The sequence below is a fragment of the Nocardioides sp. YIM B13467 genome, assembly GCF_042788075.1.
Lineage (GTDB): Bacteria > Actinomycetota > Actinomycetes > Propionibacteriales > Nocardioidaceae > Nocardioides.
The window spans coordinates 2,235,110-2,259,280 of record NZ_JBHZPJ010000046.1 but is presented as its reverse complement, the minus strand read 5'-3'; the positions used below and the strand labels follow the sequence as shown (position 1 = coordinate 2,259,280).

Annotated in this window: 21 protein-coding genes; 6 read left to right on the top strand and 15 right to left on the bottom strand. The window is 70.1% G+C overall.

The features are described from left to right. The first annotated feature begins 37 nt into the window (after positions 1-37). The 3 genes from infB to truB all read left to right on the top strand — a co-directional run bounded on the left by infB (position 38) and on the right by truB (position 3,927). Positions 38-2,341, top strand: a complete 2,304-nt coding sequence (gene infB, locus ACFX43_RS17910) for a translation initiation factor IF-2 (RefSeq protein WP_378831101.1) — start codon at positions 38-40, stop codon at positions 2,339-2,341. A 102-nt stretch (positions 2,342-2,443) separates the two neighbouring features. After that, a complete protein-coding gene (gene rbfA, locus ACFX43_RS17905; RefSeq protein ID WP_378831094.1) occupies positions 2,444-2,899 on the top strand; it encodes a 30S ribosome-binding factor RbfA in 456 nt (151 codons plus the stop codon). Further along, the gene (gene truB / locus ACFX43_RS17900; protein WP_378831089.1) at positions 2,896-3,927 is read left to right on the top strand and encodes a tRNA pseudouridine(55) synthase TruB; all 1,032 of its coding nucleotides are present in this window, start codon (positions 2,896-2,898) and stop codon (positions 3,925-3,927) included. Before rbfA ends, truB begins: the two co-directional genes overlap by 4 nt. Here truB and ACFX43_RS17895 read toward each other — a convergent pair. From ACFX43_RS17895 to mftA, 9 genes are all read right to left on the bottom strand, one after another. Continuing rightward, positions 3,858-7,163 (bottom strand): PQQ-dependent sugar dehydrogenase, encoded by a 3,306-nt coding sequence (locus ACFX43_RS17895; protein ID WP_378831083.1) that lies wholly within the window; start codon positions 7,161-7,163, stop codon positions 3,858-3,860. The genes truB and ACFX43_RS17895 overlap by 70 nt on opposite strands. Positions 7,164-7,349: 186 nt before the next feature. After that, the gene (locus tag ACFX43_RS17890; RefSeq protein WP_378831076.1) at positions 7,350-8,474 is read right to left on the bottom strand and encodes a sugar phosphate isomerase/epimerase family protein; all 1,125 of its coding nucleotides are present in this window, start codon (positions 8,472-8,474) and stop codon (positions 7,350-7,352) included. A 154-nt stretch (positions 8,475-8,628) separates the two neighbouring features. Continuing rightward, positions 8,629-10,026, bottom strand: a complete 1,398-nt coding sequence (gene mftF, locus ACFX43_RS17885; protein ID WP_378831073.1) for a mycofactocin biosynthesis glycosyltransferase MftF — start codon at positions 10,024-10,026, stop codon at positions 8,629-8,631. Further along, entirely contained in the window at positions 10,023-10,814 is a 792-nt protein-coding gene (locus tag ACFX43_RS17880; RefSeq protein ID WP_378831065.1) for a mycofactocin-coupled SDR family oxidoreductase, read from the bottom strand. The genes mftF and ACFX43_RS17880 overlap by 4 nt, the downstream gene beginning before the upstream one ends. Next, positions 10,811-11,482, bottom strand: a complete 672-nt coding sequence (gene mftE / locus ACFX43_RS17875) for a mycofactocin biosynthesis peptidyl-dipeptidase MftE (RefSeq protein ID WP_378831062.1) — start codon at positions 11,480-11,482, stop codon at positions 10,811-10,813. The genes ACFX43_RS17880 and mftE overlap by 4 nt, the downstream gene beginning before the upstream one ends. Next, entirely contained in the window at positions 11,479-12,744 is a 1,266-nt protein-coding gene (gene mftD, locus ACFX43_RS17870; protein WP_378831056.1) for a pre-mycofactocin synthase MftD, read from the bottom strand. The genes mftE and mftD overlap by 4 nt, the downstream gene beginning before the upstream one ends. A gap of 28 nt (positions 12,745-12,772) precedes the next feature. Continuing rightward, positions 12,773-13,984, bottom strand: coding sequence for a mycofactocin radical SAM maturase (mftC, locus tag ACFX43_RS17865; protein WP_378831048.1), 1,212 nt, complete (start codon positions 13,982-13,984; stop codon positions 12,773-12,775). Between the two features lie 10 nt (positions 13,985-13,994). Beyond that, the gene (gene mftB / locus ACFX43_RS17860; protein WP_378831034.1) at positions 13,995-14,264 is read right to left on the bottom strand and encodes a mycofactocin biosynthesis chaperone MftB; all 270 of its coding nucleotides are present in this window, start codon (positions 14,262-14,264) and stop codon (positions 13,995-13,997) included. Next, positions 14,264-14,362, bottom strand: a complete 99-nt coding sequence (gene mftA / locus ACFX43_RS17855) for a mycofactocin precursor MftA (RefSeq protein WP_378831025.1) — start codon at positions 14,360-14,362, stop codon at positions 14,264-14,266. The genes mftB and mftA overlap by 1 nt, the downstream gene beginning before the upstream one ends. 141 nt (positions 14,363-14,503) lie before the next feature. Between mftA and mftR the strand changes: the two genes are divergently transcribed. Beyond that, complete coding sequence (gene mftR, locus ACFX43_RS17850; protein WP_378831013.1) at positions 14,504-15,115, top strand: mycofactocin system transcriptional regulator; 612 nt, start codon at positions 14,504-14,506, stop codon at positions 15,113-15,115. Between the two features lie 8 nt (positions 15,116-15,123). Here mftR and ACFX43_RS17845 read toward each other — a convergent pair whose 3' ends face one another. Genes ACFX43_RS17845 through ACFX43_RS17820 form a run of 6 tightly spaced genes read right to left on the bottom strand, consistent with a single transcriptional unit; the run spans position 15,124 to position 22,055 of the window. Beyond that, the gene (locus tag ACFX43_RS17845) at positions 15,124-17,127 is read right to left on the bottom strand and encodes an NADPH-dependent 2,4-dienoyl-CoA reductase (protein ID WP_378831007.1); all 2,004 of its coding nucleotides are present in this window, start codon (positions 17,125-17,127) and stop codon (positions 15,124-15,126) included. Beyond that, positions 17,106-18,191 carry a phosphotransferase family protein gene (locus ACFX43_RS17840; RefSeq protein WP_378830999.1) on the bottom strand — a complete coding sequence of 362 codons (1,086 nt, stop codon included), beginning with the start codon at positions 18,189-18,191 and terminating at the stop codon, positions 17,106-17,108. Before ACFX43_RS17840 ends, ACFX43_RS17845 begins: the two co-directional genes overlap by 22 nt. Continuing rightward, complete coding sequence (locus ACFX43_RS17835) at positions 18,188-19,366, bottom strand: acyl-CoA dehydrogenase family protein (RefSeq protein ID WP_378830994.1); 1,179 nt, start codon at positions 19,364-19,366, stop codon at positions 18,188-18,190. The genes ACFX43_RS17840 and ACFX43_RS17835 overlap by 4 nt, the downstream gene beginning before the upstream one ends. 43 nt (positions 19,367-19,409) lie before the next feature. Further along, complete coding sequence (locus ACFX43_RS17830) at positions 19,410-20,084, bottom strand: PaaI family thioesterase (protein WP_378830987.1); 675 nt, start codon at positions 20,082-20,084, stop codon at positions 19,410-19,412. 1 nt (position 20,085) lies between these two features. Continuing rightward, entirely contained in the window at positions 20,086-20,853 is a 768-nt protein-coding gene (locus tag ACFX43_RS17825) for a 3-hydroxyacyl-CoA dehydrogenase (protein ID WP_378830981.1), read from the bottom strand. A 26-nt stretch (positions 20,854-20,879) separates the two neighbouring features. Further along, complete coding sequence (locus ACFX43_RS17820; protein WP_378830977.1) at positions 20,880-22,055, bottom strand: thiolase family protein; 1,176 nt, start codon at positions 22,053-22,055, stop codon at positions 20,880-20,882. A 172-nt stretch (positions 22,056-22,227) separates the two neighbouring features. On the opposite strand from ACFX43_RS17820, the gene ACFX43_RS17815 reads away from it, so the two are divergent. Both ACFX43_RS17815 and ACFX43_RS17810 read left to right on the top strand, forming a co-directional pair. Next, on the top strand, positions 22,228-22,908 hold the full coding sequence (locus tag ACFX43_RS17815) for a TetR family transcriptional regulator (RefSeq protein WP_378830972.1): 681 nt from the start codon (positions 22,228-22,230) through the stop codon (positions 22,906-22,908). A gap of 83 nt (positions 22,909-22,991) precedes the next feature. Continuing rightward, entirely contained in the window at positions 22,992-24,125 is a 1,134-nt protein-coding gene (locus tag ACFX43_RS17810; protein WP_378830966.1) for an acyl-CoA dehydrogenase family protein, read from the top strand. Positions 24,126-24,171: the final 46 nt, after the last annotated feature.

The following is a 24,171-nucleotide window of genomic DNA, read 5'->3' as shown; positions in this document are numbered from 1 at the left end:
GCGCCCGGGCAACAACCCGTTCTCCTCCAACCAGGGCATGGGGCGTCCGCGTCCCGGCGGCCAGGGTGGAGGCCAGGGTCAAGGTGGCCAGGGCGGTGCCCCGGCCGGCGGCGACCAGCGTCCGCCGCGTCCTGCTGCTGCCCGTGAGGGTGGCCAGGCAGGTGGCCGTCCCGGCATGCCGCGTCCCAACCCGGCGATGATGCCGAAGTCCCCGGCCGCGTTCGGTGCCCGTCCTGGTGGCGGTCCCGGTGGTCGTGCTGGTGCTCCGGGTCGTCCCGGTGGCGGCGGTGGTCGTGCTGGTGCTCCGGGTCGTCCCGGTGGCGGCGGCGGTGCCGGTCGTCCCGGTGGCGGCGGCTTCGGCGGCGGTCCCGGTGGCGGTCGCCCCGGTGCCGGTCGTCCCGGTGGCCGCGGAACGACCCAGGGTGCCTTCGGTCGCCCGGGTGGTCCCTCGCGCCGTGGCCGGAAGTCGAAGCGGGCGCGTCGCCAGGAGTTCGAGGCCATGGAGGCCCCGACCATCGGCGGCATCCGCGTACGCAAGGGCAACGGCGAGACCGTGCGTCTCGCCCGTGGCGCCTCGCTGACCGACTTCGCCGAGAAGATCAACGTCGACCCGGCTCAGCTGGTGCAGATGCTGTTCGGCCTCGGTGAGATGGTCACCGCGACCGAGTCCGTCAACGACGAGACCCTCGAGCTGCTCGGTGAGGAGCTCAACTACATCGTCCAGGTCGTCTCCCCCGAGGACGAGGACCGCGAGCTGCTGGAGTCCTTCGACATCGAGCTCGGCGACGAGGGCGACGAGTCCGACTGGACGGTCCGACCGCCGGTCGTCACCGTCATGGGTCACGTCGACCACGGTAAGACCAAGCTGCTCGACGCCATCCGTGACGCCAACGTCATCGAGGGCGAGGCCGGTGGCATCACCCAGCACATCGGTGCCTACCAGGTCTCGACCGAGGTTGACGGCAACGAGCGCAAGATCACCTTCATCGACACCCCGGGTCACGAGGCGTTCACCGCCATGCGTGCCCGTGGTTCGCAGTCCTCGGACCTCGCGATCCTCGTGGTCGCGGCCGATGACGGTGTGATGCCGCAGACCATCGAGGCGCTCAACCACGCCAAGGCGGCCGGTGTCCCGATCGTGGTCGCGATCAACAAGATCGACAAGCCGGAGGCGGACCCGACCAAGGTCCGTGGCCAGCTGACCGAGTACGGCCTCATCCCCGAGGAGTACGGCGGCGACACGATGTTCGTCGAGATCTCGGCGAAGTCGAGGATCAACATCGAGGGCCTTCTCGAGGCCGTCGTGCTGACCGCCGACGCCTCGCTCGACCTGCAGGCCAACGCCAGCCAGGACGCGCAGGGCATCGTGATCGAGGCCCACCTCGACCGCGGTCGCGGCCCCGTCGCGACCATCCTGGTCCAGCGCGGCACGCTGCGCGTGGGTGAGTCCATCGTCGCCGGCCCGGCCCACGGCCGTGTCCGCGCGATGATCGACGAGTACGGCCACGAGATCACCGAGGCGACCCCGTCGCGTCCGGCGATGGTCCTGGGTCTCTCGGCGGTGCCGGGTGCCGGTCAGAGCTTCCTGGTCGTCGAGGACGACCGGATGGCTCGCCAGATCGCCGAGAAGCGCGAGGCACGCGAGCGTGCCGCGCAGCAGGCCAAGCGCCGCGTACGCCGCACGCTGGAGGACTTCATGGCCTCCATGGAGAAGGGCGAGAGCCAGGAGCTCAACCTCATCCTCAAGGGCGACGTGTCCGGTTCGGTCGAGGCGCTCGAGGACGCACTGGCCAAGATCGACGTGGGTGGCGACGAGGTCTCCATCCGGGTCATCGACCGCGGTGTCGGTGCGATCACCGAGACCAACGTCGACCTGGCTGCTGCCTCCGACGCGATCATCATCGGCTTCAACGTCCGCCCGCAGGGCAAGGCGACCGAGCTGGCCGATCGCGAGGGTGTCGAGATCCGCTACTACTCGGTCATCTACCAGGCGATCGAGGAGATCGAGGCGGCCCTCAAGGGCATGCTCAAGCCGGAGTACGAGGAGAAGGTCCTCGGCAAGGCGGAGATCCGTGCGATCTTCCGCTCGTCGAAGGCCGGAAACATCGCCGGTTGTATGGTCACCGAGGGCCTCATCCGCCGCAACGCCAAGGTTCGCGTCCTGCGCGACGGCGCCGTGGCGGCCGACAACCTCGACCTGGCCTCGCTGCGCCGCGAGAAGGACGACGCCTCCGAGGTCCGCGAGGGCTTCGAGTGCGGTCTGGTCCTGAAGAACTTCCAGGACATCAAGGAAGGCGACATCATCGAAGCCTTCGAGATGGTGGAGATTCCCCGAGGCTGAAGCGGTTAGCACTGCTGAAGATGAGCCTCTGACGTTGGCCGGGTCGCAGTCGCGGCCCGGCCAACGTCTCGATTTACTTCGATTATTTGAGAGAGTGTGAACATGAGTAGCCCACGGGTTCGCCGGATCGCTGACCGGATCAAGGTCATCGTGGCGCAGATGCTGGAGCGACGGATCAAGGATCCGCGGATCGGGTTCGTCACCGTCACCGACGTGCGCGTCACCGGCGACAGTCAGCAGGCCACGATCTTCTACACGGTGCTGGGCGCCGACTCGGAGGCCGAGCTGGCCGGCACGGCCGCCGCACTGGAGTCGGCCAAGGGGCTGATCCGCTCCGAGGTCGCCAAGCAGCTCGGCACCCGCACCGCGCCGACGCTGGAGTTCATCCACGACGCGCTGCCGGAGACCGCCCGCCACCTCGACGACGTGCTCGCGCGCGCCAAGGCACAGGACGACGCGGTCGCCGCTGCGCGCGGGGAGACCTACGCGGGCGAGCCGGACCCCTACAAGAAGCCCCGCGACGCCGAGGACGAGTGGGACGAGGACGACGAGGAGTGAGCGCCCCCGCTCCGCGAACCTCCTCGGGCTCCGCTTCGGCTGGTGGGCTGGTCATCGTCGACAAGCCTGCCGGGGTCACCTCCCACGACGTCGTCGCGCGCGTTCGGCGGCTGGCCGGCACCCGCAAGGTCGGGCATGCCGGCACCCTGGATCCGATGGCCACCGGCGTACTCGTTCTGGGGGTGGAGCGTGCCACCCGGCTCCTCGGCCACCTGATGCTGACCGAGAAGTCCTACTCGGCGACGGTGCGGCTGGGCGTCTCGACGGCCACGGATGACGCCGAGGGCGAAGTCGTCGAGACGCGCTCGGCCGCGGGCATCGACGAGGCGCGCGTACGCAGCGCCTTCGCCGCCCAGGTCGGCGACATCCTCCAGGTGCCGACCGCGGTCTCGGCGATCAAGGTCGACGGGAAGCGCGCCTACCAGCGCGTACGCGACGGGGAGCAGGTCGAGCTGAAGGCCCGGCCGGTCACGGTGCACGAGCTCACCGTCGGCGAGGTCCGCAGCGAGGGCGACGTGGTCGACGTCGACATCTCCGTGCGCTGCTCCTCGGGCACCTACATCCGGGCGATCGCCCGCGACGTCGGTGCGGAGCTCGGGGTCGGTGGCCACCTGACGATGCTGCGCCGCACCGCGGTCGGACCCTATGGCCTCGACGTCGCCAAGACGCTCGACGAGCTCAGCGACGAGTACGCCGCGCTGCCGCTGGCAGAAGCCGCCCGTGCCGCGTTCACTCCCTACGACCTCTCCGAGGAGCAGGCGCAGGACGTCCGCTTCGGCCGGAAGCTGAAGATCGCCGTCGACGGGCTCACCGCGGTCTTCGCCCCCGACGGCGAGTTCCTCGCGCTCTACGAGCCGGTCGGCCCCGNCCGCCGACTTCCTCACCGACTGGCCTCCGCACCGGTGCGGACGTGCGGGTCCAAGGGGCATGCCCCTTGGACCCGCACGGAAGAGTCACCTCAGAGTTGGCTGATCACCGCCCGGGCGTCCCGCTGGAGCGCGGCACGAGCGTCGGCATCGGTGACGTAGAGCGAGCTGGCCGCCAGGTCGGCGTACTCCTGCAGCTGCGACCGCGCAGCGGCGAGGCGACCGGCTTCGGCGTGCTTGGCGGCCTGCCTGAGCCGCTTCTCGAGGACGCTCTCCCCGGCAGGGGTGACTTCGCCGGAGCGGGCGAGTCGTTCGGTCAGGGCGGTGAGCTCGGTCAGCGACGTGGTGGTCGTGAACGTCACCGTTCTCGTCGTCGCGTGTCCCGCCTTGTCGGTCGCGGTGACCTCGAGGGAGTGTGACCCGAGCGAGAGTCGCCACAGGGCGAGCTCGTCACCGGCGACCGCGGCACCGTCCAGGGTCGCGGTCACGGACCCGACACCGGAGGTGGCGTCGGTGGCCGACCATGATGCATCACCGGAGTTGCCGACCGTGGCGCCGTCGGTGACACCGTCGACCGCGACCTGCGGAGCGGTCTTGTCGATCCGCACCACGACCTGCCCGACCTCGGAGACGTTGCCGCCGTTGTCGGTCGCGCGGTACTGCACGGTCGTGACACCTTCCGCGGAGACCGTGAGCGGGTTGTTCGCGTTCTCCCAGGTCTGACCGCCGTTGGTCGAGCGCTGCCGTGAGGCGACGGTGCCGTTGTCGGTCGCCGCCACCGCCACGGACACGTTCCCCGTCCACCAGCCGTTCTGGCCGGTCGGCTGTGCCGGGTTGAGCGTCGCGGAGACCGTCGGAGGCGTGACGTCGGCGAAGCCGTCACCGACGAACCTGATCCGATCCAGGGTGACGCCGCCGGTGGAGGTCACGAACAGCTCGCCGCTGCCCGACGGTGCTCCGGTCAGGTCGGACGTCGTCTCGGACCAGTCCTCGCTGGCGACGTCGAACGAGGCGAACGGCGTCGCGTCGGCCGAACCCCATCGCAGCTCCACGCTGCCGGTGCCGCTGGCACGCAGCTTCGCCGAGGTGATGCCGGCGAGGTTCACAGGCTTCCAGGAGAGCCAGTCGCCCGCATCGAGCGAGGTGACCTTCCGCAGGCCGCTCGCCGTGTCGTCCGGAGCGATCGCGACGCCCTCGGAGGCATCGGCCCACTCGGCCTCCTGTGACTTCGGGTTGAGGATCATCGACACCTCGGAACGGGCCGCCGGCACACCGTTGGCGCCGTTGTCGGTGTAGCCGATGACGACGACTCCGTAGATGTTCTCCGTCTCGCCGTGCTCGGTGGCGTCGGCGGGCGTCGGGATCGCGAACTGGCAGCCGGTCCCCTGACTGAGCGGGTGGGCGTGGACGTCGTGCCCGAGGCCGAACGTCCAGGTCACCCGGGAGCACACCGTCGCGTCCCCGTCCTCGGCGTCGTCGGTCGTCACCTGGAACGGCACCGCCTGACCCCAGTCGAAGAAGCCGCCCTCCGCCGGCGTGGCCACCTCGATCGTCGGCGCGACGTTGCCCACGCTGATCGAGGTCGAGGTGATGCCGCGACGCCCCTCGGCGTCGGTGACCCGCAGCCGGGCGGTGTAGCGGCCGAGCTCGTCGTAGGTGTGCGACGTGGTCGCCCCGGTCGCGTCGAAGGTGCCGTCGCCGTCCAGGTCCCACTCGTAGGTGAGCGCACCGCCTTCCGGGTCCACCGAGCCCGAACCGTCGAACTCGACGGTCAGCGGTGCCGAGCTGCTGGAGATGGGGTCGGCGACGATGTCCGCGCGCGGTGCCTTGTTGCCGACGCTGTAGTCGATCCGATAGAGCCCGGCATCCGGGTTGGCGCGGAAGAAGCCATCACCGTAGTCGAGGACGTAGAGCGACCCGTCCGGCCCGAACTCGATGTCGATCGGGCTGTCGGTGATCGGCTGCCGGTTCGTCTCGAGATCGGTGTTGGGCAGGAACTGCTCGATGTGCGAGACCGGGCCACTGGGCCAGTCGACGGTGAACGCCGCCAGGTAGTCCTGGGAGAACTCGGCGAAGAACGCCTTGCCGTCCCAGTACTCGGGGAACTTCGTCGGCGAGGGGTTGTCCGCGTCGTAGTGGTACACCGGACCGCCCATGGGCCCTTGGCCGCCGGCAGGGCTGAAGTCGGTCAGCTCCGGCCACGGCTGGTGGGTGTTGTTGTCGCCGTAGTAGAGGGTCGCAGCCTTGGCCGGCGGCACGGTCGAGAGCCCCGTGTTCCACCGCGAGTTGTTCTCCGCACCAGCGGCGCAGTCGAAGAAGTCCCCCGGTGTCGCCGTCTCGAAGTCCCATTCGTTGTAGTTGAACTGGTCGCCGGTGCAGTACGGCCAGCCGCCGTTGATCGGCTCGTCGATCGCGGTCGTCTGCCACTCGACGTACCCCATCGGGCCACGCTCCGGGTTCGGCGCCCCGGCGTCCGGGCCGTAGTCGCCCCAGCTCACCGCGCCTGTGGCGGCGTCGACATCGATCCGGAACGGGTTGCGCAGACCCATCGCGAAGATCTCCGGTCTCGTCCCGTCCGTGCCGGGGGCGAAGAGGTTGCCCTCCGGGATGGTGTACGAGCCGTCCTCCTGGACCGCGATCCGCAGGATCTTGCCACGCAGGTCGTTCGTGTTGCCCGCGCCGCGGCGGGAGTCGAAGCCGGGGTTGAACCCGGGGGCGTCGTTGTTGGGCGCGAACCCGTTCGCACCCGGGGTTCCTGCCGGGGTGTTGTCACCCGTGGCCAGGTAGAGGTTGCCCTGGTCGTCGAAGTCGACGTCGCCGGCGACGTGGCAGCACTGACCGCGCTGCACCTCGACCTTGATGATCACCTGCTCGGTCGCGAGGTCCAACCTGTCGGCGGCCTCGTCCCACTTCACGCGGGTGAGCTGGTTGTAGCCCTTCCACTGGTCCCAGTACGCCTCGGTCTGACCGGCGGGCAGCGCGTTGGGCGCCGAGCCGGACGGCGTGGTCGTCGGGTAGGGGCCGGTCATGGTGCGCGGCGCGTAGTAGAGGTAGACCCAGCCCGACTCCTCGAAGTCCGGCGCGAGGGTGACCGTCTGCAGGCCGTCCTCAGAGTTGTTGTACGTCGCGATCGTGTTGACCACGCGGGTCGTACCGGCGTCGGGGTCGACGAGCCGGATGTCGCCGTTGCGCGCTGTGGTGAGCACGCGCCGGTCCGGCAGAACGGCCATGTCGATCGGCTCGCCGGTGTCCTTGGTGAGAGTGACCTTCTCGTAGTTGGACCAGTCCAGGGCGAGGCCGGCCCCGGGCTCGGTGCCATGGTCGACACCGTCGTGGGCGGCCGCGGGCGTCGCGAGTGCGAGCCCGGAGGTGAGAGCGAGTGCGAGCCCGGAGGTCACCACGAAGAGTGATCGCCGGGCACGACGGCGGGGTACCCCACCGACTGAGCTGTGTTTGGGCATGACGGTTCCTTGGAGAGCGAGGGCGAAAGAAGCCGGAGGAGGGCGTGCGAGCACGCCCGTGGCCGGAGCGCGACCCGGTGAGGGCGCGCTCCGGCTGTTCGCGAAGAGAGGCGTGGCGGCCGGTCAGCCGCGGAGCTCGTCCATGTTCTGGTAGCTCAGCTTGGCCAGGGCCAGGGACTGGCCCGGGTTCATCGCACCGCCGGGCGCGGTGTCCTGCTCCCACATCGGGTTGTGGTAGCCACGCGCCGGCATGTCACCGAAGAAGGCCTGGTAGTCGATGTCGCCCTCCCCGAACGGTGCCATCACATAGCCGTTGGCCTGCGTCTCGTCCTTCTTGCCGTCCTTGGCGTGGAACAGCGGGAAGCGCATCGGTGCGGACTTGACGACCTCGAGCGGGTCGAAGCGGTCCTCGACGAGACTGCCGTCGGGGGCGGTGTAGGCGCGGTGCTTGTGCTGGGCGACATGTGCCCAGTAGATGTCCATCTCCAGCCACACGTGAGCAGGGTCCGTGTTCGCCAGGAACCACTCCAGCCGGCGCACGCCGGAAGACCGGGTGGGGCGGCCCAGCGCATCGTTGGGCCCGCTGTCCAGGAGGAAGCTGTACGCGACGTCGTGGTTGTGCGTGTAGAGCTTGAGCCCGTGTCGGGCAGCGCGCTCACCGAGGATGTTCCAGCGATCGGCTGCGGCCTGCCAGTCGGCAAGGTAGGCCGACCCCGTGGGATCGCTTCCGGTCCCGATGTGCCGCATCCCCAAGATGTTCGCGACCTCGCACGCCGCGTCGAACGCAGCCAGTGACGCATCGGTGATCGTGGAGGGAACCGACCCGTGGTTCCCCTCGGCCTCGAGACCGTTGTCATCGAGCCACATCCGCAGCAGGTGTGCGCCCTCGACGTTGTTGACGTTGCCGCCGGGCGCGTTGGCGTTCTGGTTGTAGCCCGCGAACTCGATCTGCCGGTAGCCGATCTTCGACAGCTCCTCGAAGACCGCCTTGAACCCCGAGGCGTACGGGCTGGTGGCCGGGTCGCGACTGATCGCGTCGCGCACCGTGTAGAGGATGATTCCGCGCCGCGGCCGCGGGATCAGCAGCGCGTCGGCTGCGGCGGATCCGGCGAGAGGGACACCGCCGAGGGCGATTCCCGCCGCGGCCATGCCTGTTGTGGCCGCCAGCAGCTGCCGACGGTTGAGCCCGAGCTTGCGTGCGATAGCCGGAACCTCGTGGTTCGCGGCAGGGGTGGGACGGTTGCGCATCAGTGCTCCTTCGGGAGGGTGAAGCCAAGTGAGCCGCAACTGTGACCTGCGTCACGTTGTGCGATCGTCAACTTACGGTTCCAGCGAAGCACTCGTCAATAGTCCAAATTCATTATGCGAAAGTAAGAAAGTTTCTTTCGAAAGTCCATACGGCCTATCGGGCTGCCCGGCGCACGAGGCGCGGGGTGAGGCATTGCAGGGACCGAGATCTCGCGGCGCCGAGCCAGAGTCCGGCACCGTAGGCGAGGTCGTCGAGGCGGCGGCCGAGGAGGGTCATGGGCCGGACGTCGGTCTCGTGGAAGGCGACGGCGGTGTCGACGACGAGCGCGGCGAGCACCATGCGGCGTGCGGTGTGGCTGAACAGGCAGGCGACCAGCGTGAGTGGCCACCAGTGGCGCAGCAGGAGCGCCGACTCCTGGCGCAATGACCAGCCGAGTCCTCTCACGGCGAGGCGCGAGGCGAGGCCACGGCGGCCGGGTACGTCGGGGAGAGCCTCCGAGACGACGCGGCTGCCCCAGGCCAGCGAGGCGAGCGCCGCCGGTGCCGACCACCAGCGGCAGGCGAGGATCGCGGCTCCGGCGGCGGCCATGGCCGGGGACAGTACGGCTGGGGCGACCGCGGAGCCGTGACGGCGGCCGAGCTCGGCACCGCCGGTGCCGTAGACGACCTTGCGGCCGAGCCAGCCGCGTACGGTGCCGCGGACCTCGTGCAGGGCCTCGAGGTCGGGTGCATAGCGGACCACGTGCCCGGCCTCGACCAGTCGCCAGACCAGGTCGACGTCCTCACCGACGCGCAGGTCGCTCGCGAAGCCGCCGGCCTCTCGCAGGGTCGAGGTGCGGGCGACCAGGCAGGCCGACGGCAGCCAGCCGACGGCCGCGCCGGGGCGCACCGAGCACGCTCTGGTGCCCAGGGAGAGCGAGGAGGCGGCCATGTCGTGCCGTTCGAACCACGCCGGCCGGGCCTTGTCGCTGTGCCCCCGCACCAGCGGCCCCACCAGCGCGACCCGAGGGTCCACAAGATGACCGGCCAGCTGCGCGAGCATCTCCGGGGCGGCGGCGACGTCGGAGTCGACGAAGGCGACGTAGGTCGTGGCGACCCGGGCCAGCCCGGCGTTGCGGGCGCCGGCGGGCCCCAGGTTGTCGGTCAGCGCGAGGAGGGTGGCGCCGTGGCGGCGTACGACCTCCGCGACCGCCTCCGGGTCATGGGAGGCGTCGTCGACGACGATGACGCCGAGCTCGCTCAGGGCGGCGAGGCAGCCGTCGAGGAGCTCGGGTCGGTCGTGGGCCGGGACGATGACGGTGAGCTCGGCCGGGTCGATGGGTGCCAGGCCCGCGGGATCGGCGAGGTTGCCGTCGAGCAGGCGGCGAGCGATGAGGTCGGACGTGGCATCGTGCACCTGCACCTGTCTGCCGGCCACCCGGTCGGCAGCCGTGGGCGCCAGGCGCATCGACCGCAACGGCGAGCCGCCGACCAGCGACAACCCACCATCTGCCGTGGGCAGGAGACGTACGTCATCGCGCACCCGCACCGTGAACCCAGGCGGCAGCGTCATCCGCCGAAGCCTCCGTCGGCGGAGACGACCGAGCCGTTGAGCACCGCCCCGGCACGCGAGCAGGCGTGCACGACGGTGGCCGCGACCTCGTCGGGCGCGAGCGGGCGGCGCAGGAGCTGGTGTGCTGCGAGGTCGTCCGGGCCGACGCCGTAGAGGTCGGCTGTAGCCGCGAGCATCGCGGTGTCGGTGGAGCCCGGCGAGACGGCGCACGCGGTCACGCCCGTGCCGGCCAGGTCGGCCGCCAGGCCCCTCACCAGACCGACCACGGCATGCTTCGCGGCGTTGTAGGCGGCGAGGTGGAACAGCCCTCGCGAGCCCGCTGCGGAGGCGAGCGCTACGAACCGGCAGCCGCTGGGATCGGGCCCGGCGATCATCGCGGGGACGGCGGCCGCGGCGGTGTTCCAGACCCCGGCGACGTCGATCTGCCACTGCAGGTCGAGCGAGGTGTCCTCCCACAGCGGGCGTCCACCGGCGATCACCGCCGCACCTGCGACGGCGACGTCGAGCCGGCCCCACCTCTGTTTCGCGGCATCGACCGCGGCGGTCAGCGCCGCCGGGTCCCGTACGTCACCGACAACCGTTTCGACCCAGCCGGTCGGGAGCGAGGCGACCAGGGTGTCCAGGTCGGCCTTCGTGGCCTGGGGATAGCCGGCCGGAGAGTCCTCCCCCGCGCACCAGTCGAGCGCGACGACGCGTACGCCCTCGCCCACCAGGCCGCGCACGGTGGCCGCACCGATCCCGCGCGCGGCACCGGTCACCAGCGCGACCCGTGTCGTCTCGTCACTCATCGTGCCGCCGCTCCCATCCGGAGCCGGTCATAGGCACCGACGACCATCGCCTCCAGGATGCGCTTGCCCTGCTCGGCGCTCGCTCCGGTCGGGTCGCCGAGGATCCCGTTGGCCGAGACGGCTTCGACGCCGCCCGCCCGCATCACCGGCAGCAGCGTGGCGATCGGGTGGGTGTTGCCGGGGACGGCCTGCCGCAGGCGTACCCGTTCGGGGGCGAGATGCAGCATGAGCGAGGTCTCGGTGTGGCCGGCGTGCGGATCCGCGTCCGGGACCTGACAGGGCACCCAGGACACCTCCCTCCCCTCGGCACGAAGGACCGTGACAGCGGCCGTGACCGCGTCCAGGTTCCCGCCGTGACCGTTGACCAGGACGACCCGGGAGGCCCAGGTGGTCAGCGAGCGGCCGAGCTCGACCAGGACCGAGGTCAGCACCGCGGTCCCGATCGAGATGGTCCCGGGAAACGACTGGTGCTCCCCGCTGGCCCCGATCGGCACCGCCGGAGCGACGGAGGCCCCGATGAGCGGGGCGAGCTCGTCGGCCACCGCGGTCGCGATCACCGTGTCGACGTCGAGGGGCAGGTGGGGGCCGTGCTGCTCGGTGGAGCCCACCGGCACCAGGACCGTGCCGCCCGGCACGATCTCCGGCCAGGGACGGTCGACCAGGCTCACGGCCGGTCCAGTGGTCGGCCCAGTGGTCGGCCCAGGGCGAGCTCGAAGCCGTCGGGGATCACCAGGTCCTCCGGCGTGAGGTCGTGGACGGAGGCCTTGCCCATGCCGAGGACCGCGGAGTCGAGGCCGTTGCGGAGGATGTCGAGGACGTTCTCGACACCGGCCTGGCCGTTGGCACCCAGACCCCACAGGTAGGCACGGCCGATCATCACCGCACGCGCTCCCAGGGCGAGCGCCTTGGCGACGTCGGAGCCGCGGCGTACGCCACCGTCGAGGAGCACCTCGATCTGGTCGCCCACCGCGGTGGCGATCGGGGGCAGCACCCGGATGGTGGCCGGGGTGCCGTCGAGGTTGTTGCCGCCGTGGTTGGAGACCGAGATCGCGTCCACGCCCGCGTCGACCGCGCGCAGCGCGTCGTCGACTCGGCACACGCCCTTGAGCATGAACGGCTTGCCCTGACCAGAATTGTAGGCAGTCAGGTCCTTCCACGTGCTGACCATCCAGGCCACGTCGTCCCACGACGGCGGCGGCGTGGTCATCCACTCGTAGTAGGCGCCGAAGAACGTGGGCGGCTCCCCCAGGCTGCCGTCGTCGGCGATCGGCGCCAGGTTGGGGGCGGTCAGGTCCGGGATGCCGCCGCTGCGGGCGTACGCCGCCAGCCATCTCCCCCGGCTCATCACCTGCGGCGCGAACCTGAGCATCGCGGACAGGTCGACCTTCTCCGGGATCTCCGGGCTGCCCCAGTCACGGCCCATCGAGAAGGACCAGTCCAGGGTCGCGATCAGCGCCTTAGCCCCGGCGGCATGGGCACGGCGCATCCGGCGGATCATCACCTCACGGTCACCGGTCCAGTACATCTGGAAGAACGTCGCCGAGTTGGCCGCCACGACCTCCTCGACCGACTTCGAGGCGAAGTTGGACAGCCCCATCACCGTGCCCCGAGCCGCCGCCGCCCGCGCGACCGCGACCTCACCGTCGGGGTGGACGGCCTGTACGCCGGTGGGCGAGATGATCACCGGGAACCCGATCTCCTGGCCCAGCACCGTGGTCGCCAGCTCGCGCTTGTCGTGATGGCCGGCCACATGCGGGGCCAGCCCGAGGTCGGCGAACGCCTGCTGGTTGTCCGCGATCGTCTGGCCGCGCTCCGAGCCGGCCAGCAGCGCGGCGTACACCGGCTTCGGCAGCCGCTTGCGGGCACGCTCCTGCGCCACCGCGACGGACTCGAACCACGGGTTCTGCTTCCAGGGGTTCTTCCAGGCCATGTCTGTTCTCTCGCTTCTGTTCTCAGGGTCAGTTGGGTGCGAAGCCGGCCAGCGGGGACTCGGCGCACGCACTCACCGGCGGGGCAAGATCGGCGTCCGGACGCCGACGGGAGAGCGTCAGCAGCACCGGCGCGTTACGGCTGGGGGCGCTGCGGGAGTGGTCCTGGCCGACCGCGGGAATGGTCCGGGCACCGGCCAGCGCGGTCTCGCCGTACCCCTGGACACACTCCGGGTCCGGACCGTCCAGCGGCAGACCGGTGAAGAACTTCGCGGCCATGCAACCGCCGCGGCAGGAGTCGTAGTGGGCACAGCCCGAGCAGGCGCCACCGGTCTGCGGGCTGCGGAGCTCCTGGAAGAGCGCCGAGGTCTTCCACACCGAGTCGAAGCCGCCGTCGGTGAGCAGGTTGCCGGCCAGGAACTGGTCGTGGATCGCGAACGGACAGGCATAGACGTCGCCGACGGGGTCGATCAGGCACACCACCCGGCCGGCGCCGCACAGGTTCAGCCCTGGCAGAGCGCCGCTGCCGTCCTCGGGCCCGAAGGCGGCCAGGTGGAAGAAAGAGTCGCCGGTCAGCACATTGTCACCGTTGGCCACCAGCCACTCGTAGAGCTCCCGCTGCTGCTCGGGCAGCGGATGGAGCTCGTCCCACACATCCGCACCGCGGCCCGAGGGACGCAGCCGGGTCAGCCGCAGGGTCGCACCGAACCGGTCGGCGATCGCCTTGAACTCGTCGAGCTGCCCGATGTTCTCCCGGGTGCAGACCACGCTCAGCTTGGCGTCGCGGAACCCCGCCTCGTGCAGGTTGCGCAGCGCGGTGATCGCGGTGTCGTACGACCCCGTCCCCCGCACCCGGTCGTTGACCTCGGCGGTGGCGCCGTCGAGGGAGATCTGGACGTCCACGTAGTCGCTCGCGGCCAGCCAGCGCGCCCGCTCCGGGGTCAGCCGGACGCCGTTGGTCGAGAACTTCACCCCGACGTCGTGGGCGACGGCATATTCGACCAGGTGCCAGAAGTCGGGACGTACGGTCGGCTCACCGCCGCCGATGTTCACGTAGAAGACCTGCATCCGCTGCAGCTCGTCGATCACCGCCTCGCACTGCTCCGTGCTCAGCTCACGCGGGTCGCGCCGGCCACTGCTCGACAGGCAGTGCGCACACTCCAGGTTGCACGCGTAGGTCAGCTCCCAGGTCAGGCAGATCGGCGCATCCAGGCCGAGCTCGAAGTTCTCCACCAGCTTCATCACAGGCTCCTCACACCACGGGGCGGATCATGTCGGTCTTGGCGAGGCCGGAGAGCGCAGCGACGTACGCAGCGTGCTGGCCCTCCGGGACTCCGGATGCCACAAGCGCACCGCGCACGTCCGGGTGCGACCCCAGGGCACGCACCACCGCCACCAGCTCGGGACGCTTGAGGAAGGTCAGCTTCCGGTTCCCGAAGTGGTAGGCCAGCGCTCCGAAAGGCTCCGGCCGCAGCGCCACCGACGGCGACAGCGCCCATGCGCTCTCCAGCGTGACGAGCATCAGTACACGCCGCACATGCCGTCGATCGAGACCTCCTCGATCAGCGACTCCTCGGTCAGGGCCTCGTCCACGACCTGGGTGGTCTCCTCTGGGCTCATGACAATCTCCTTCATCCTCGATGCGCCTGACGACGCGATTACGTGACACACGACACATTAATGACACCGAGGGTCAAAAATAAAGAGGTTCACCGAAACAAGCTGTTCTTTTGCCGAAGCCGTGCTGATAGATTGCGTCGGATGCCGACCAGCCCCGCCTCCGCGAAGCCGCGCGGCTCGCTCCGCGGACGCCCAGCTGCCACCACGCACGCGGAGATCGAGCAGGCCGCCTTCCAGCTCTTCGTGACCAGGGGCTTCGAGGCCACCACCCTCGACGACATCGGCGCGGCGATCGGGGTCGGCCGGCGCACCATCACCCGCTACTACCCCTCCAAGAACGACATCCCCTGGGGTCAGTTCGACCGCACGCTCGACGGCTTCCGCGAGATCCTGCGCTCCATGCCCGCCGACCTCCCGCTGCACGAGGCGGTCCACCGCGGCGTACTCGCCTTCAACGACTTCCCCGCCGACGCCAGCCCCAGCCACCGCGACCGGATGCGCCTGATCCTGACCACTCCGGCGCTCCAGGCCCACTCGGTGCTCCGCTACGCCAGCTGGCGCGAGGTCATCGCCGAGTACGTCGCCGAGCGCGTCGACGGGCGCCCCGACGATCTGCTCCCCCAGACCGTCGGCCAGGTCTCGCTCGCCCTCGCCCTGACCTCCTACCAGGCATGGCTCGCCGACGAGGACGCCTCGCTCCCCGACCTGCTCGACGCCACCATGACTCACCTGCGCGACTACCTCTCGAGCTGAGACTGCCGCTACAGCGCCGCTGCGACGGAGGTTCCCTGGGCGATCGCGCGCTTGGCGTCGAGCTCCGCGGCCAGCTCAGCACCACCGATCAGGTGCGGCGTGAGACCGGCAGTGACCAGGGCGTCGTAGAGGTCGCGCACCGACTCCTGGCCGGCGCAGACCACGACGGTGTCCGCCTCGATGGTGCGCGAGACCCCGTCGACCACGACATGCAGGCCGCGGTCGTCGATGCGCTCGTAGGAGGCCGCCGGGACCAGCCTGACCCCCGCCTGGCCGAGCACCGCTCGATGAGCCCAGCCCGAGGTCTTCCCGAGGTCCTTGCCGATCGCGGTCGCCTTGCGCTGCAGGAGGGTGACCTTCCGGGACGGCTCGTACGGCCGCGGCTCGGCGAGCCCTCCGGGCTGGGTCAGAGTGGGGTCGACGCCCCAGCGCGCCAGCCACCCGTCGAGGTCCTCCTTCGGGTCGTGGGTGAGCCAGTGGGACACGTCGACGCCGATCCCCCCGGCGCCGACCACCGCGACGCGCTCGCCCGGTGTCACTCGCCCGGCGAGTACGTCGGCATAGCTCGCCACCTTGGCGTGGTCGATTCCGGGGATCTGTGGGATCCGGGGCCTGACCCCGGTGGCGATGACGACTTCGTCGAAGCTCTCGACGTCGGCCGGCGTCGCCTCGGCCCCGAGACGTACATCGACCCCGAGCACCTCCAGACGACGGCGGAAGTAGCGCAGCGTGTCGGCGAAGTCCTCCTTGCCGGGCACCTCCATCGCCAGCCGGAACTGCCCGCCGACCTCCTGCTCACGTTCGAAGAGAGTGACCGTGAGCCCGCGCTCCGCCGCGGTCACCGCGGCGGCGAGCCCGGCAGGACCGGCCCCGACGACCGCGACCCGGCGGCGCCGTGGCGCGGGCTCGATCGTCCACACCGTCTCCTTGCAGGCGCGCGGATTCACCAGGCAGGTCGCCTCCAGACCCGAGAACCCGTGATCCAGGCAGGCCTGGTTGCACGCGATGCAGGTGTTGATCTCGTCGGCGCGGCCGGCAGCCGCCTTGGCCACGAAGTCCGGGTCGGCCAGCAACGGCCGGGCCATCGCGACGAGGTCGGCGTCGCCGTCGGCGACGATGTCCTCGGCGAGCTGCGGTGTGTTGATCCGGTTGGAAGCACACACCGGCACGTCCACCGCGGCCTTCAGCAACCGCGTGTAGCGCAGCCAGGCACCGCGCGGCACCTGGGTGATGATCGTCGGGATGCGAGCCTCGTGCCAGCCGATGCCGGTGTTGAACGCGGTCACGCCATCGGCCTCCAGCGCCTGTGCCAGCTCGATGGTCTCCTGCCAGGTTTGGCCACCGTCGACCAGGTCGAGCAGGGAGATCCGGTAGAGGACCGGGAAGTCCGGTCCCAGCTCGTTGCGGATACGGCGCACGATCTCCACCGGCAGACGCGTCCGGGCGTACGCCGAACCACCCCACTCATCGGTGCGGTCGTTGGTCCGCGGCGCGAGGAACTGGTTGATCAGGTAGCCCTCCGAGGCCATGATCTCGACCCCGTCATAACCGGCGGCCCGCGCACGCGCAGCCGCCGCGGCGAAGTCCTCCACGACCTGCCAGACCTGCTCGGTGGTCAGCGCGCGCGGCTGGAACGGGTTGATCGGGCTCTTGATCGAGGATGCACCGACACTGGCGGCGTGGCGACCGTAGCGGCCGGCATGGATGAGCTGCAGCGCGATCCGACCGCCCTCGGCGTGCACCGCGTCGGTGACCTGGCGATGGGCGTCGATCCGGTCGTCGGTCGCCATGTCGCCGGCGCCCTCTTCGAGGCGGCCCTCGGCGTTGACGGCGTAGGCGCCGGTGATGATCAACCCGGCGCCCCCGCGGGCACGCTCGGCGAAGTAACCGGCCAGCCGCGGGATGTCGTCGTCGGTGTCCTCCAGTCCGGTGTGCATCGAGCCCATCACGACGCGGTTGGGCAGCTCCAGGGTGCCGAGCCGCAACGGACTCAGCAGGTTGTCGAACGACATCTCGCTCCTCGGGTCGGCCGGCCGGCGGGACGGTCAGCGGTCAGGGTGGTCAGGGCCGCCTCCAGGAAGGGCACGACCGCGGATCCCGCGGTGTCGTTGCCGCCTTCCGGTGCACCCTCGGCCCGCCAGCGGTAGTCGATGCCGGCGGCGATGACGGCGATCTTGTAGTAGGCCAGCCCCAGATGGACAGGCCAGTTCTCGAGCTCGACCCCGCCGGCTCGCTCATAGCGCCGGGCAAGGGCAGCCGGGTCATCGAGTCGCGGACTGGTCCACGCGGTCCGGAAGCCCAGGACCCGGTCGAAGGCGGCGTGTCGGTAGGCGCACATGGTGGCCACGTCGGCGATCGGGTCGCCGATCGTGGAGAGCTCCCAGTCCACGACCGCCGCGACTCGTGGCGCGCTTCCGGTGAGGTCCAGCAGGGCGTTGTCGATGCGGTAGTCGCCGTGGACGATCGAGGTGTGCCGCTGCTCGGGAATCTGCTCCTCGAGAAGCCTGCGCGCCGCAGTCGCGTCATCGCGCACGTGGGCGTCGCTCGGCGCGACCAGCTCCCACTGGCCCGACCACCGGGTGATCTGACGACGCACGTACGCATCGGGCCGGCCAAAACGCTCCAGCCCGACCGCGACATGGTCGACCCGGTGCAGCGCCGCCAGCGTCTCGACCAGGGCACCGGAGATGCCGTCGATGACGCCCTGATCCAGAGCGTCGAGCTGGTCACGGGACTGGACGGTCACGCCGTCGACGAACTCCCACACCGAGAAGGGTCCGCCCAGGATCGTCTCGTCCTCACAGAAGACCACCGGCGCCGCGACCGGTACGTCGGTGGCTGCCAACCCGTCGGTGACACGGAACTCACGCCCCACATCGTGCGCCGACGGGGTGCGGCCGTGCCGGGGAGGCGTGCGCAGCACCCAGCGGCGTACGCCGTCGTGGAGGAGCACCGTGAGGTTGGAGCGGCCACCGGAGATCAGGCTGCCATCCAGCCCAGGACCGACCTCGGCGCCGGCGGCCAGCATCCGCTCGCGCACCGCGGCCAGCTCGATCTCGGCGAGCACCCCTCTCATGAGGCGTCTCCCGCGATCCGGCGCACGGCGCGGCGGGCGATCGACCAGCGGTGCACCTCGGAGGGCCCGTCATAGATCCGGAACGGGCGAAGCTCACGGGCGATCCGGGCCACCGGCAGGTCACGGGAGACTCCCAGGCCGCCGCACATCTGCACCGCGCGGTCCGCGACCCGGCAGAGCGCCTCGGCAGCGAAGGTCTTGGCGATCGAGGTCGACTCCGACGCTCGGCCGCCGTCGTCGAGCTCGCGGCAGGCGGCCAGGAGCAGCGCCCTCGTCGCGGCCAGGTCGATCTCGTTGTCGGCGACCATCTGCTGCACCATCCCCTGCTCGGCGAGCCGGGATCCGAACGCCCGGCGCCCGGCGACGTGGCGTACGGCTGTCTCATGGGAACGGGCGGCGGCGCCGGTCCAGCGCATCACATGGGTCATCCGAGCCGGGCCGAGGCGTACCTGCGCGTAGCGGAACCCTTCGTCGACCTCGCCCAGGACCGCGTCCTCGCCCACCTCGACATCGGTGTAGGTGATCTCGCAGTGCCCGCCCAGCATCGAGCGGTCCTGCGTGCCGACATGACGTACCAGTTCGACGCCGGGAGCGTCCGCGGGCACCAGGAACATCGTCGCTCCACCCGCACCACCGGGCTCGCCGGACGTACGCGCCATGACGATGTGGAACGCAGCGCCGTCGGCACCGGTGATGAACCACTTGTGACCGTTGAGCAACCATCCCGACGAGGTCGGCTCCGCCCGGCTCACCAACGCCGACGGATCCGCCCCAGCCCCCGGAGACGGCTCGGTCATCGCGAACGCAGAACGCACCTCGCCACGTGCCAGGGGCGCCAGGAACCGCTCCCGCTGCCTCGCGTCAGCGACGTGGGCGAGCAGATGGATGTTGCCCTCGTCGGGCGCGTTGATGTTGAGAGCCATCGGACCGAACAGCCCCCTCCCCGCAGCCTCGAAGACCGGCGCGCGGTCGACCATCCCCAGACCGAGGCCGTCGTGGCCGACCGGCGCATGCGGGGCGAAGACCCCTGCCGCGCGGGCTTCGGCCTGCAACCGGACACGCAACGCCTCCCCGCCCGCGGCCTCGACGTCACCGTCGTACTCGTCCTCCACCGGGAGGACATGGGTCTCGACCAGCCTCCGGGTCGCCTCCGCGATCGCGGCAACATCAGTCATCGCATGCTCCTTGTCTGAATCCGTCTGTCTGGCGCAAGGCGTCTCAGTCCTGGTCCGCACGCAGGCCGAGAAAGAGGGCGCGGGCGTCGGCGCAGAGGATCCCGTCGTCCCAGATCTCCCCGACCAGGTATCGCTTGCGACCGGACTCCTCCTCGAAGCGGGCCCGTACGGTGAGCGGCTTGCCGATCTGCGTGACCGCCCGGTAGTTCACCGTCAGGCTGGCGGTGCGGCCCGGTGGTCGCGAGGACGTGTCGGAGAGACGCCCGAGCACCTCGTCGAAGAGGAGCGCGATCGCTCCTCCGTGGACCGCTCCGTTGCCGCCGAGGAAGTAGCGTCCGAAGGTGACGGTTCCCTCGACGCTGTCCGGGCCGCGAGCGGTGAGCACGAAGGCGGGGGCCATCACCTGGCCGCGGCCGTGCAGGTCTACGCGGTGGCCGAACGCCTGTAGCACCTCAGGCACCTGGTCCTGTCTCAACTGTGCCGACCAGTGCTCGACCTGCCGGGTGAGCGCGATGGCACGTTCCTGCTCCGGCAGCGATCCTGCGACCTCGTCCAGGAGTTCGCGCAGCGCCTCGATGAGTGGTCCCCACGCAGCGCCGCCCGGCAGCTCGTCCGGCTCTGTCTCGAGCTCGGCCGCGGTGAACGACTCCGGTACACCGATGCGAGTCTCCCAGGCTTCGGCGTGACCGGTCGCCGTGCCGTCAGCGTGACCGTCCACCTCAGCGAGGCGCCATCCGGATCGCTCCGTCCAACCGGATCACCTCGCCGTTGAGCATCGGGTTCTCGACGATGTGCGCGACCAGGCCGGCGTACTCCTCGGGTTTGCCGAGCCTGCTGGGGTGAGGCACCTGGGCTCCCAGGGAGTCGATGGCCTCCTCCGGCAGCGCGTTGAACAGCGGTGTGCGGAACAGGCCCGGCGCGATGGTGTTGACCCGGATCCGGTGGCTGGCCAGGTCGCGGGCGATCGGCAGGGTCATCCCGACGATGCCACCCTTGGAGGCCGAGTACGCCGTCTGGCCGATCTGACCGTCGAAGGCAGCGACCGAGGCGGTGTTGACGATCACCCCGCGCTCCTCGCCGTCGATCTCCGTGTTGGCCACCATCGCGGCCGCCGCGAGCCGGAGGACGTTGAAGGTGCCGATCAGGTTGACGCCGATCACCTTGGCGAAGTCGGGCAGCGGGAACGCCGAACCGTCCTTCCCCACGACTCTGATCGCGTTGCCGATGCCCGCGCAGTTCACGGTCACCGCCAACGGTGCCTGCGCGACGGCCGTGTCGACGGCAGCCTGCACCTGCTCCTCGTCGGTGACGTCGGCCGCCACGAAGACGGCGTGCTCACCGAGATCGGCGGCGACCTGCTTGCCCTCGCTGCCGGGTAGGTCGAGGATCACGACTCGTGCCCCTGCGGAGTGGAGCCGCAGTACGGTGGCGAGGCCGAGGCCGGAGGCTCCGCCCGTGACGAGGGCAGACTTGCCGGTGATGTTCATGCTGGTCCTTCCGGGGATGTGGGTGGTCAGAGACGCTCGATGATGGTCGCGTTGGCCATCCCGCCGCCCTCGCACATGGTCTGCAGGCCGTACCGCCCGCCGGTCTCCTCGAGGTGGTTGATGAGGGTGGTCATCAGGCGAGTGCCCGAACCGCCCAGCGGATGGCCGAGGGCGATGGCACCGCCCCTCGGGTTGAGTCGCACCGGATCGGCGTTGAACTCCTGTGCCCACGCCATCGGGACCGGCGCGAAGGCCTCGTTCACCTCGTACGCGTCGATGTCGTCGATGCTCAGGCCCGACTTCTTCAGCGCCTTGTGGGTGGCCGGGATGGGGCCGGTGAGCATGATCTCGGGGTCGGACCCGGTGACCGCGAAGGTGTGGAAGCGGGCTCTCGGGGTCAGGCCGAGCTCGGCGGCCTTCTCCTCGCTCATGATCAGCGCCGCCGAGGCGCCGTCGGTCAGCGGCGAGGAGTTGCCCGGCGTGATGTGCCAGCCGATCTCGGGATAGCGGGACGCCATCTCCTCGGTGTAGAACGACGGCTTGAGCCCGCCGAGCCCTTCCGCGGTCGTAGCGGGCCGGACGGTCTCGTCGACGACGTGGCTGCTGCCATCGGGCAGGGTCACGGGGACGATCTCGGGGCCGAAGCTGCCGGAGAGGGCGGTCGTGGCGGCACGGCGATGCGACTCGGCGGAGTAGGCATCGATCCGGTCGCGGTCGAGCTTCCAGCGCGCGGCCACCAGCTCGGCACCGATGCCCTGGTTCGGCAGGCTCGGGAAGCGGGCGGCGAGGGGCCCGAAGGGGTCGCCCGTGCCGACCGAGCTGCCCATCGGCGCCCGGCTCATCGACTCCACCCCGCCGGCGATGACGATGTCGTACGCGCCGGCGATCACGCCCTGGGCGGCGAAGTGCGCGGCCTGCTGGGACGAGCCGCACTGCCTGTCGATCGTCGTCCCCGGGACCTCCACCGGCAGTCCCGCAGCGAGCAGGGCCGTACGGGTGATGTTGAGGGCCTGGTCGCCGTACTGGACCACGCAGCCACCGATGACGTCCTCGATCAGCGCCGGGTCGAGGTCGTTGCGCTCGACCAGGGCACGGATGACCGTAGCGAAGAGATCGGCGGGGTGGACGCCGGAGAGCGCGCCCCCCGGCTTCCCCTTGCCCGAGGCTGTCCTGGCGATGTCGACGATCACGGCGTTGGTCATAGGGGCTCCTGACGTTCACGACTATGGGGTCGCGATCACACTAAACCTTTCGTCATTAGGTTTACAAGAGTGTAACCAGCAAAACGCGCAGGCGTCGCCGCCGAGTCGGCCAAGACGTGCGAGAATCTAAAGCGATGCGGTTATCGGACGCCGCAGGACAGAGGAGGGCACCATGGCACGACCGAGCACACCGCTGATCAGCCGAGGAGCGACCATCAAGGCCGCCTTGGAGATCATCGACGGAGACGGCATCGATGCCCTGAGCCTGCCGCGGCTGGCCCGCGAGCTCAACGTCAAGGCGCCGTCGCTCTATCACCACTTCAGCGACAAGGACGAGATCCTCGCGGCAGTGGCCCACGCGATCGTCGCCAAGACCCCCCTCCCCCGAAAGCCGTCACAGAACGACTGGGCGGAGTGGTTCACACAGCTCGCCCTGAACTTCAGGTCGTCGGTGCTGCGCCACCGCAACGCCGCCCCGATCCTGCTCCGGTTCATGCCGCGCGACCTGCTCACCGAGATGTACGAGCAGGCAGCCATCTATCTGAGCGAGTGCGGGGTGCCGGTCGAGCTCCACGTGCAGATCCTCGACGGCCTGGAGAAGGTCTCGCTCGGCGCCGCGATCGCGGAGGCGATGCGGCCGCCGTCGCGCGCTCGCGTCCGGTTCGAGCACGCCGACCCCGAGCGCTTCCCGGCCCTGACAGCCGCCGGCGCAGCGAACCAGCTCAACACCAAGCAGATCTTCGAGCACACCGTACGCAGCTACCTCCTCGGCGTCGCCCACTTCGGCTCGATCGACGCCGGCACCGGAACCGATGCCCCCGCATCGGACGCCGACCTCGCCAGGACCGCCTGACCCAGCACCACGGCCCACCCCCTGGCGGAGACGTGCGTCTTCCAATAACCTACTGACGATAGGTTTACTGGAAGGGGATGGACATGGAGAGCGACCTGTTCGAAACGGACCACGAAGAGTTCCGGGAGGTCGTCCGGGAGTTCGTCTCCCGGGAGGTCGAGCCGAACCTCGAGCGGTGGGACGAGCAGCGGGAGATCGACCGGGACACGTGGCTGGCTGCCGGCCGTCAGGGCCTCCTCGGTCTGGCCGTGCCCGAGGAGTTCGGCGGTCCGGCCGAGACGGACTACCGCTACCGGATGATCCTGCAGCTCGAGATCGCCCGAGTGGGTGCCAGCTCGCTGCAGTCGGGCTTCTCGACCAACGACGACATCGTGCTCAACTATCTGCTGCGGCACGCGACGCCGGAGCAGGCCAAGCGCTGGCTGCCGGGGTTCGTGACCGGCGAGACCATCGGTGCGATCGCCATGACGGAACCGGGGGCGGGCAGTGATCTGCGCGGGATCACGACCAGCGCCGTACCCGACGGCGATGGCTGGCTGATCAACGGCTCGAAGACGTTCATCACCTCCGGCATCCTGGCCGACCTGGTCATCGTCTTCGCCCGCACCGGCGACTCGTTCAGCCTCTTCGTAGTCGAGGACGGCACGCCCGGCTTCACTCGTGGTCGCAAGCTCGACAAGGTCGGGCTGCGTGCCCAGGACACCGCCGAGCTCTCCTTCGACCAGGTGCACGTGCCCGCGGACAACCTGCTCGGCGAGGTGGGTCAGGGACTGGCGTACCTGAAGCAGAGCCTGCCGTTGGAGCGTCTCGGCATCGCCATCGCCGGGCAGGCCTCGGCCGAGGCCGTGCTGGGCTGGACGGTGGACTACGTCAAGGAGCGGACCGCCTTCGGCCGTCGGATCGCCGACTTCCAGGTACCCGCGCACAAGCTGGCACACCTGCGCACCGCGGTCGAGGTCTCCCGGGCCTACATCGATCGATGCGTACGCGAGTGGAACGCCGGCACGCTGTCGCCGGTCGATGCCGCGAAGGCCAAGGCATGGGCCACGGACCTGCAGCACGAGGTCATCGACGTCGGCGTGCAGCTGCACGGCGGCTACGGCTACATGCTGGAGTACCCGGTCGCGAGGGCGTACATCGATGCACGCGTGCAGCGGATCTACGGGGGCGCGAACGAGATCATGACCGACATCGTCGCCAAGGACCTGCTGCGCTGAAAACCGCTGCTGGTCGAGCCGCCGGATCTCCGGGGCTCGACCAGCA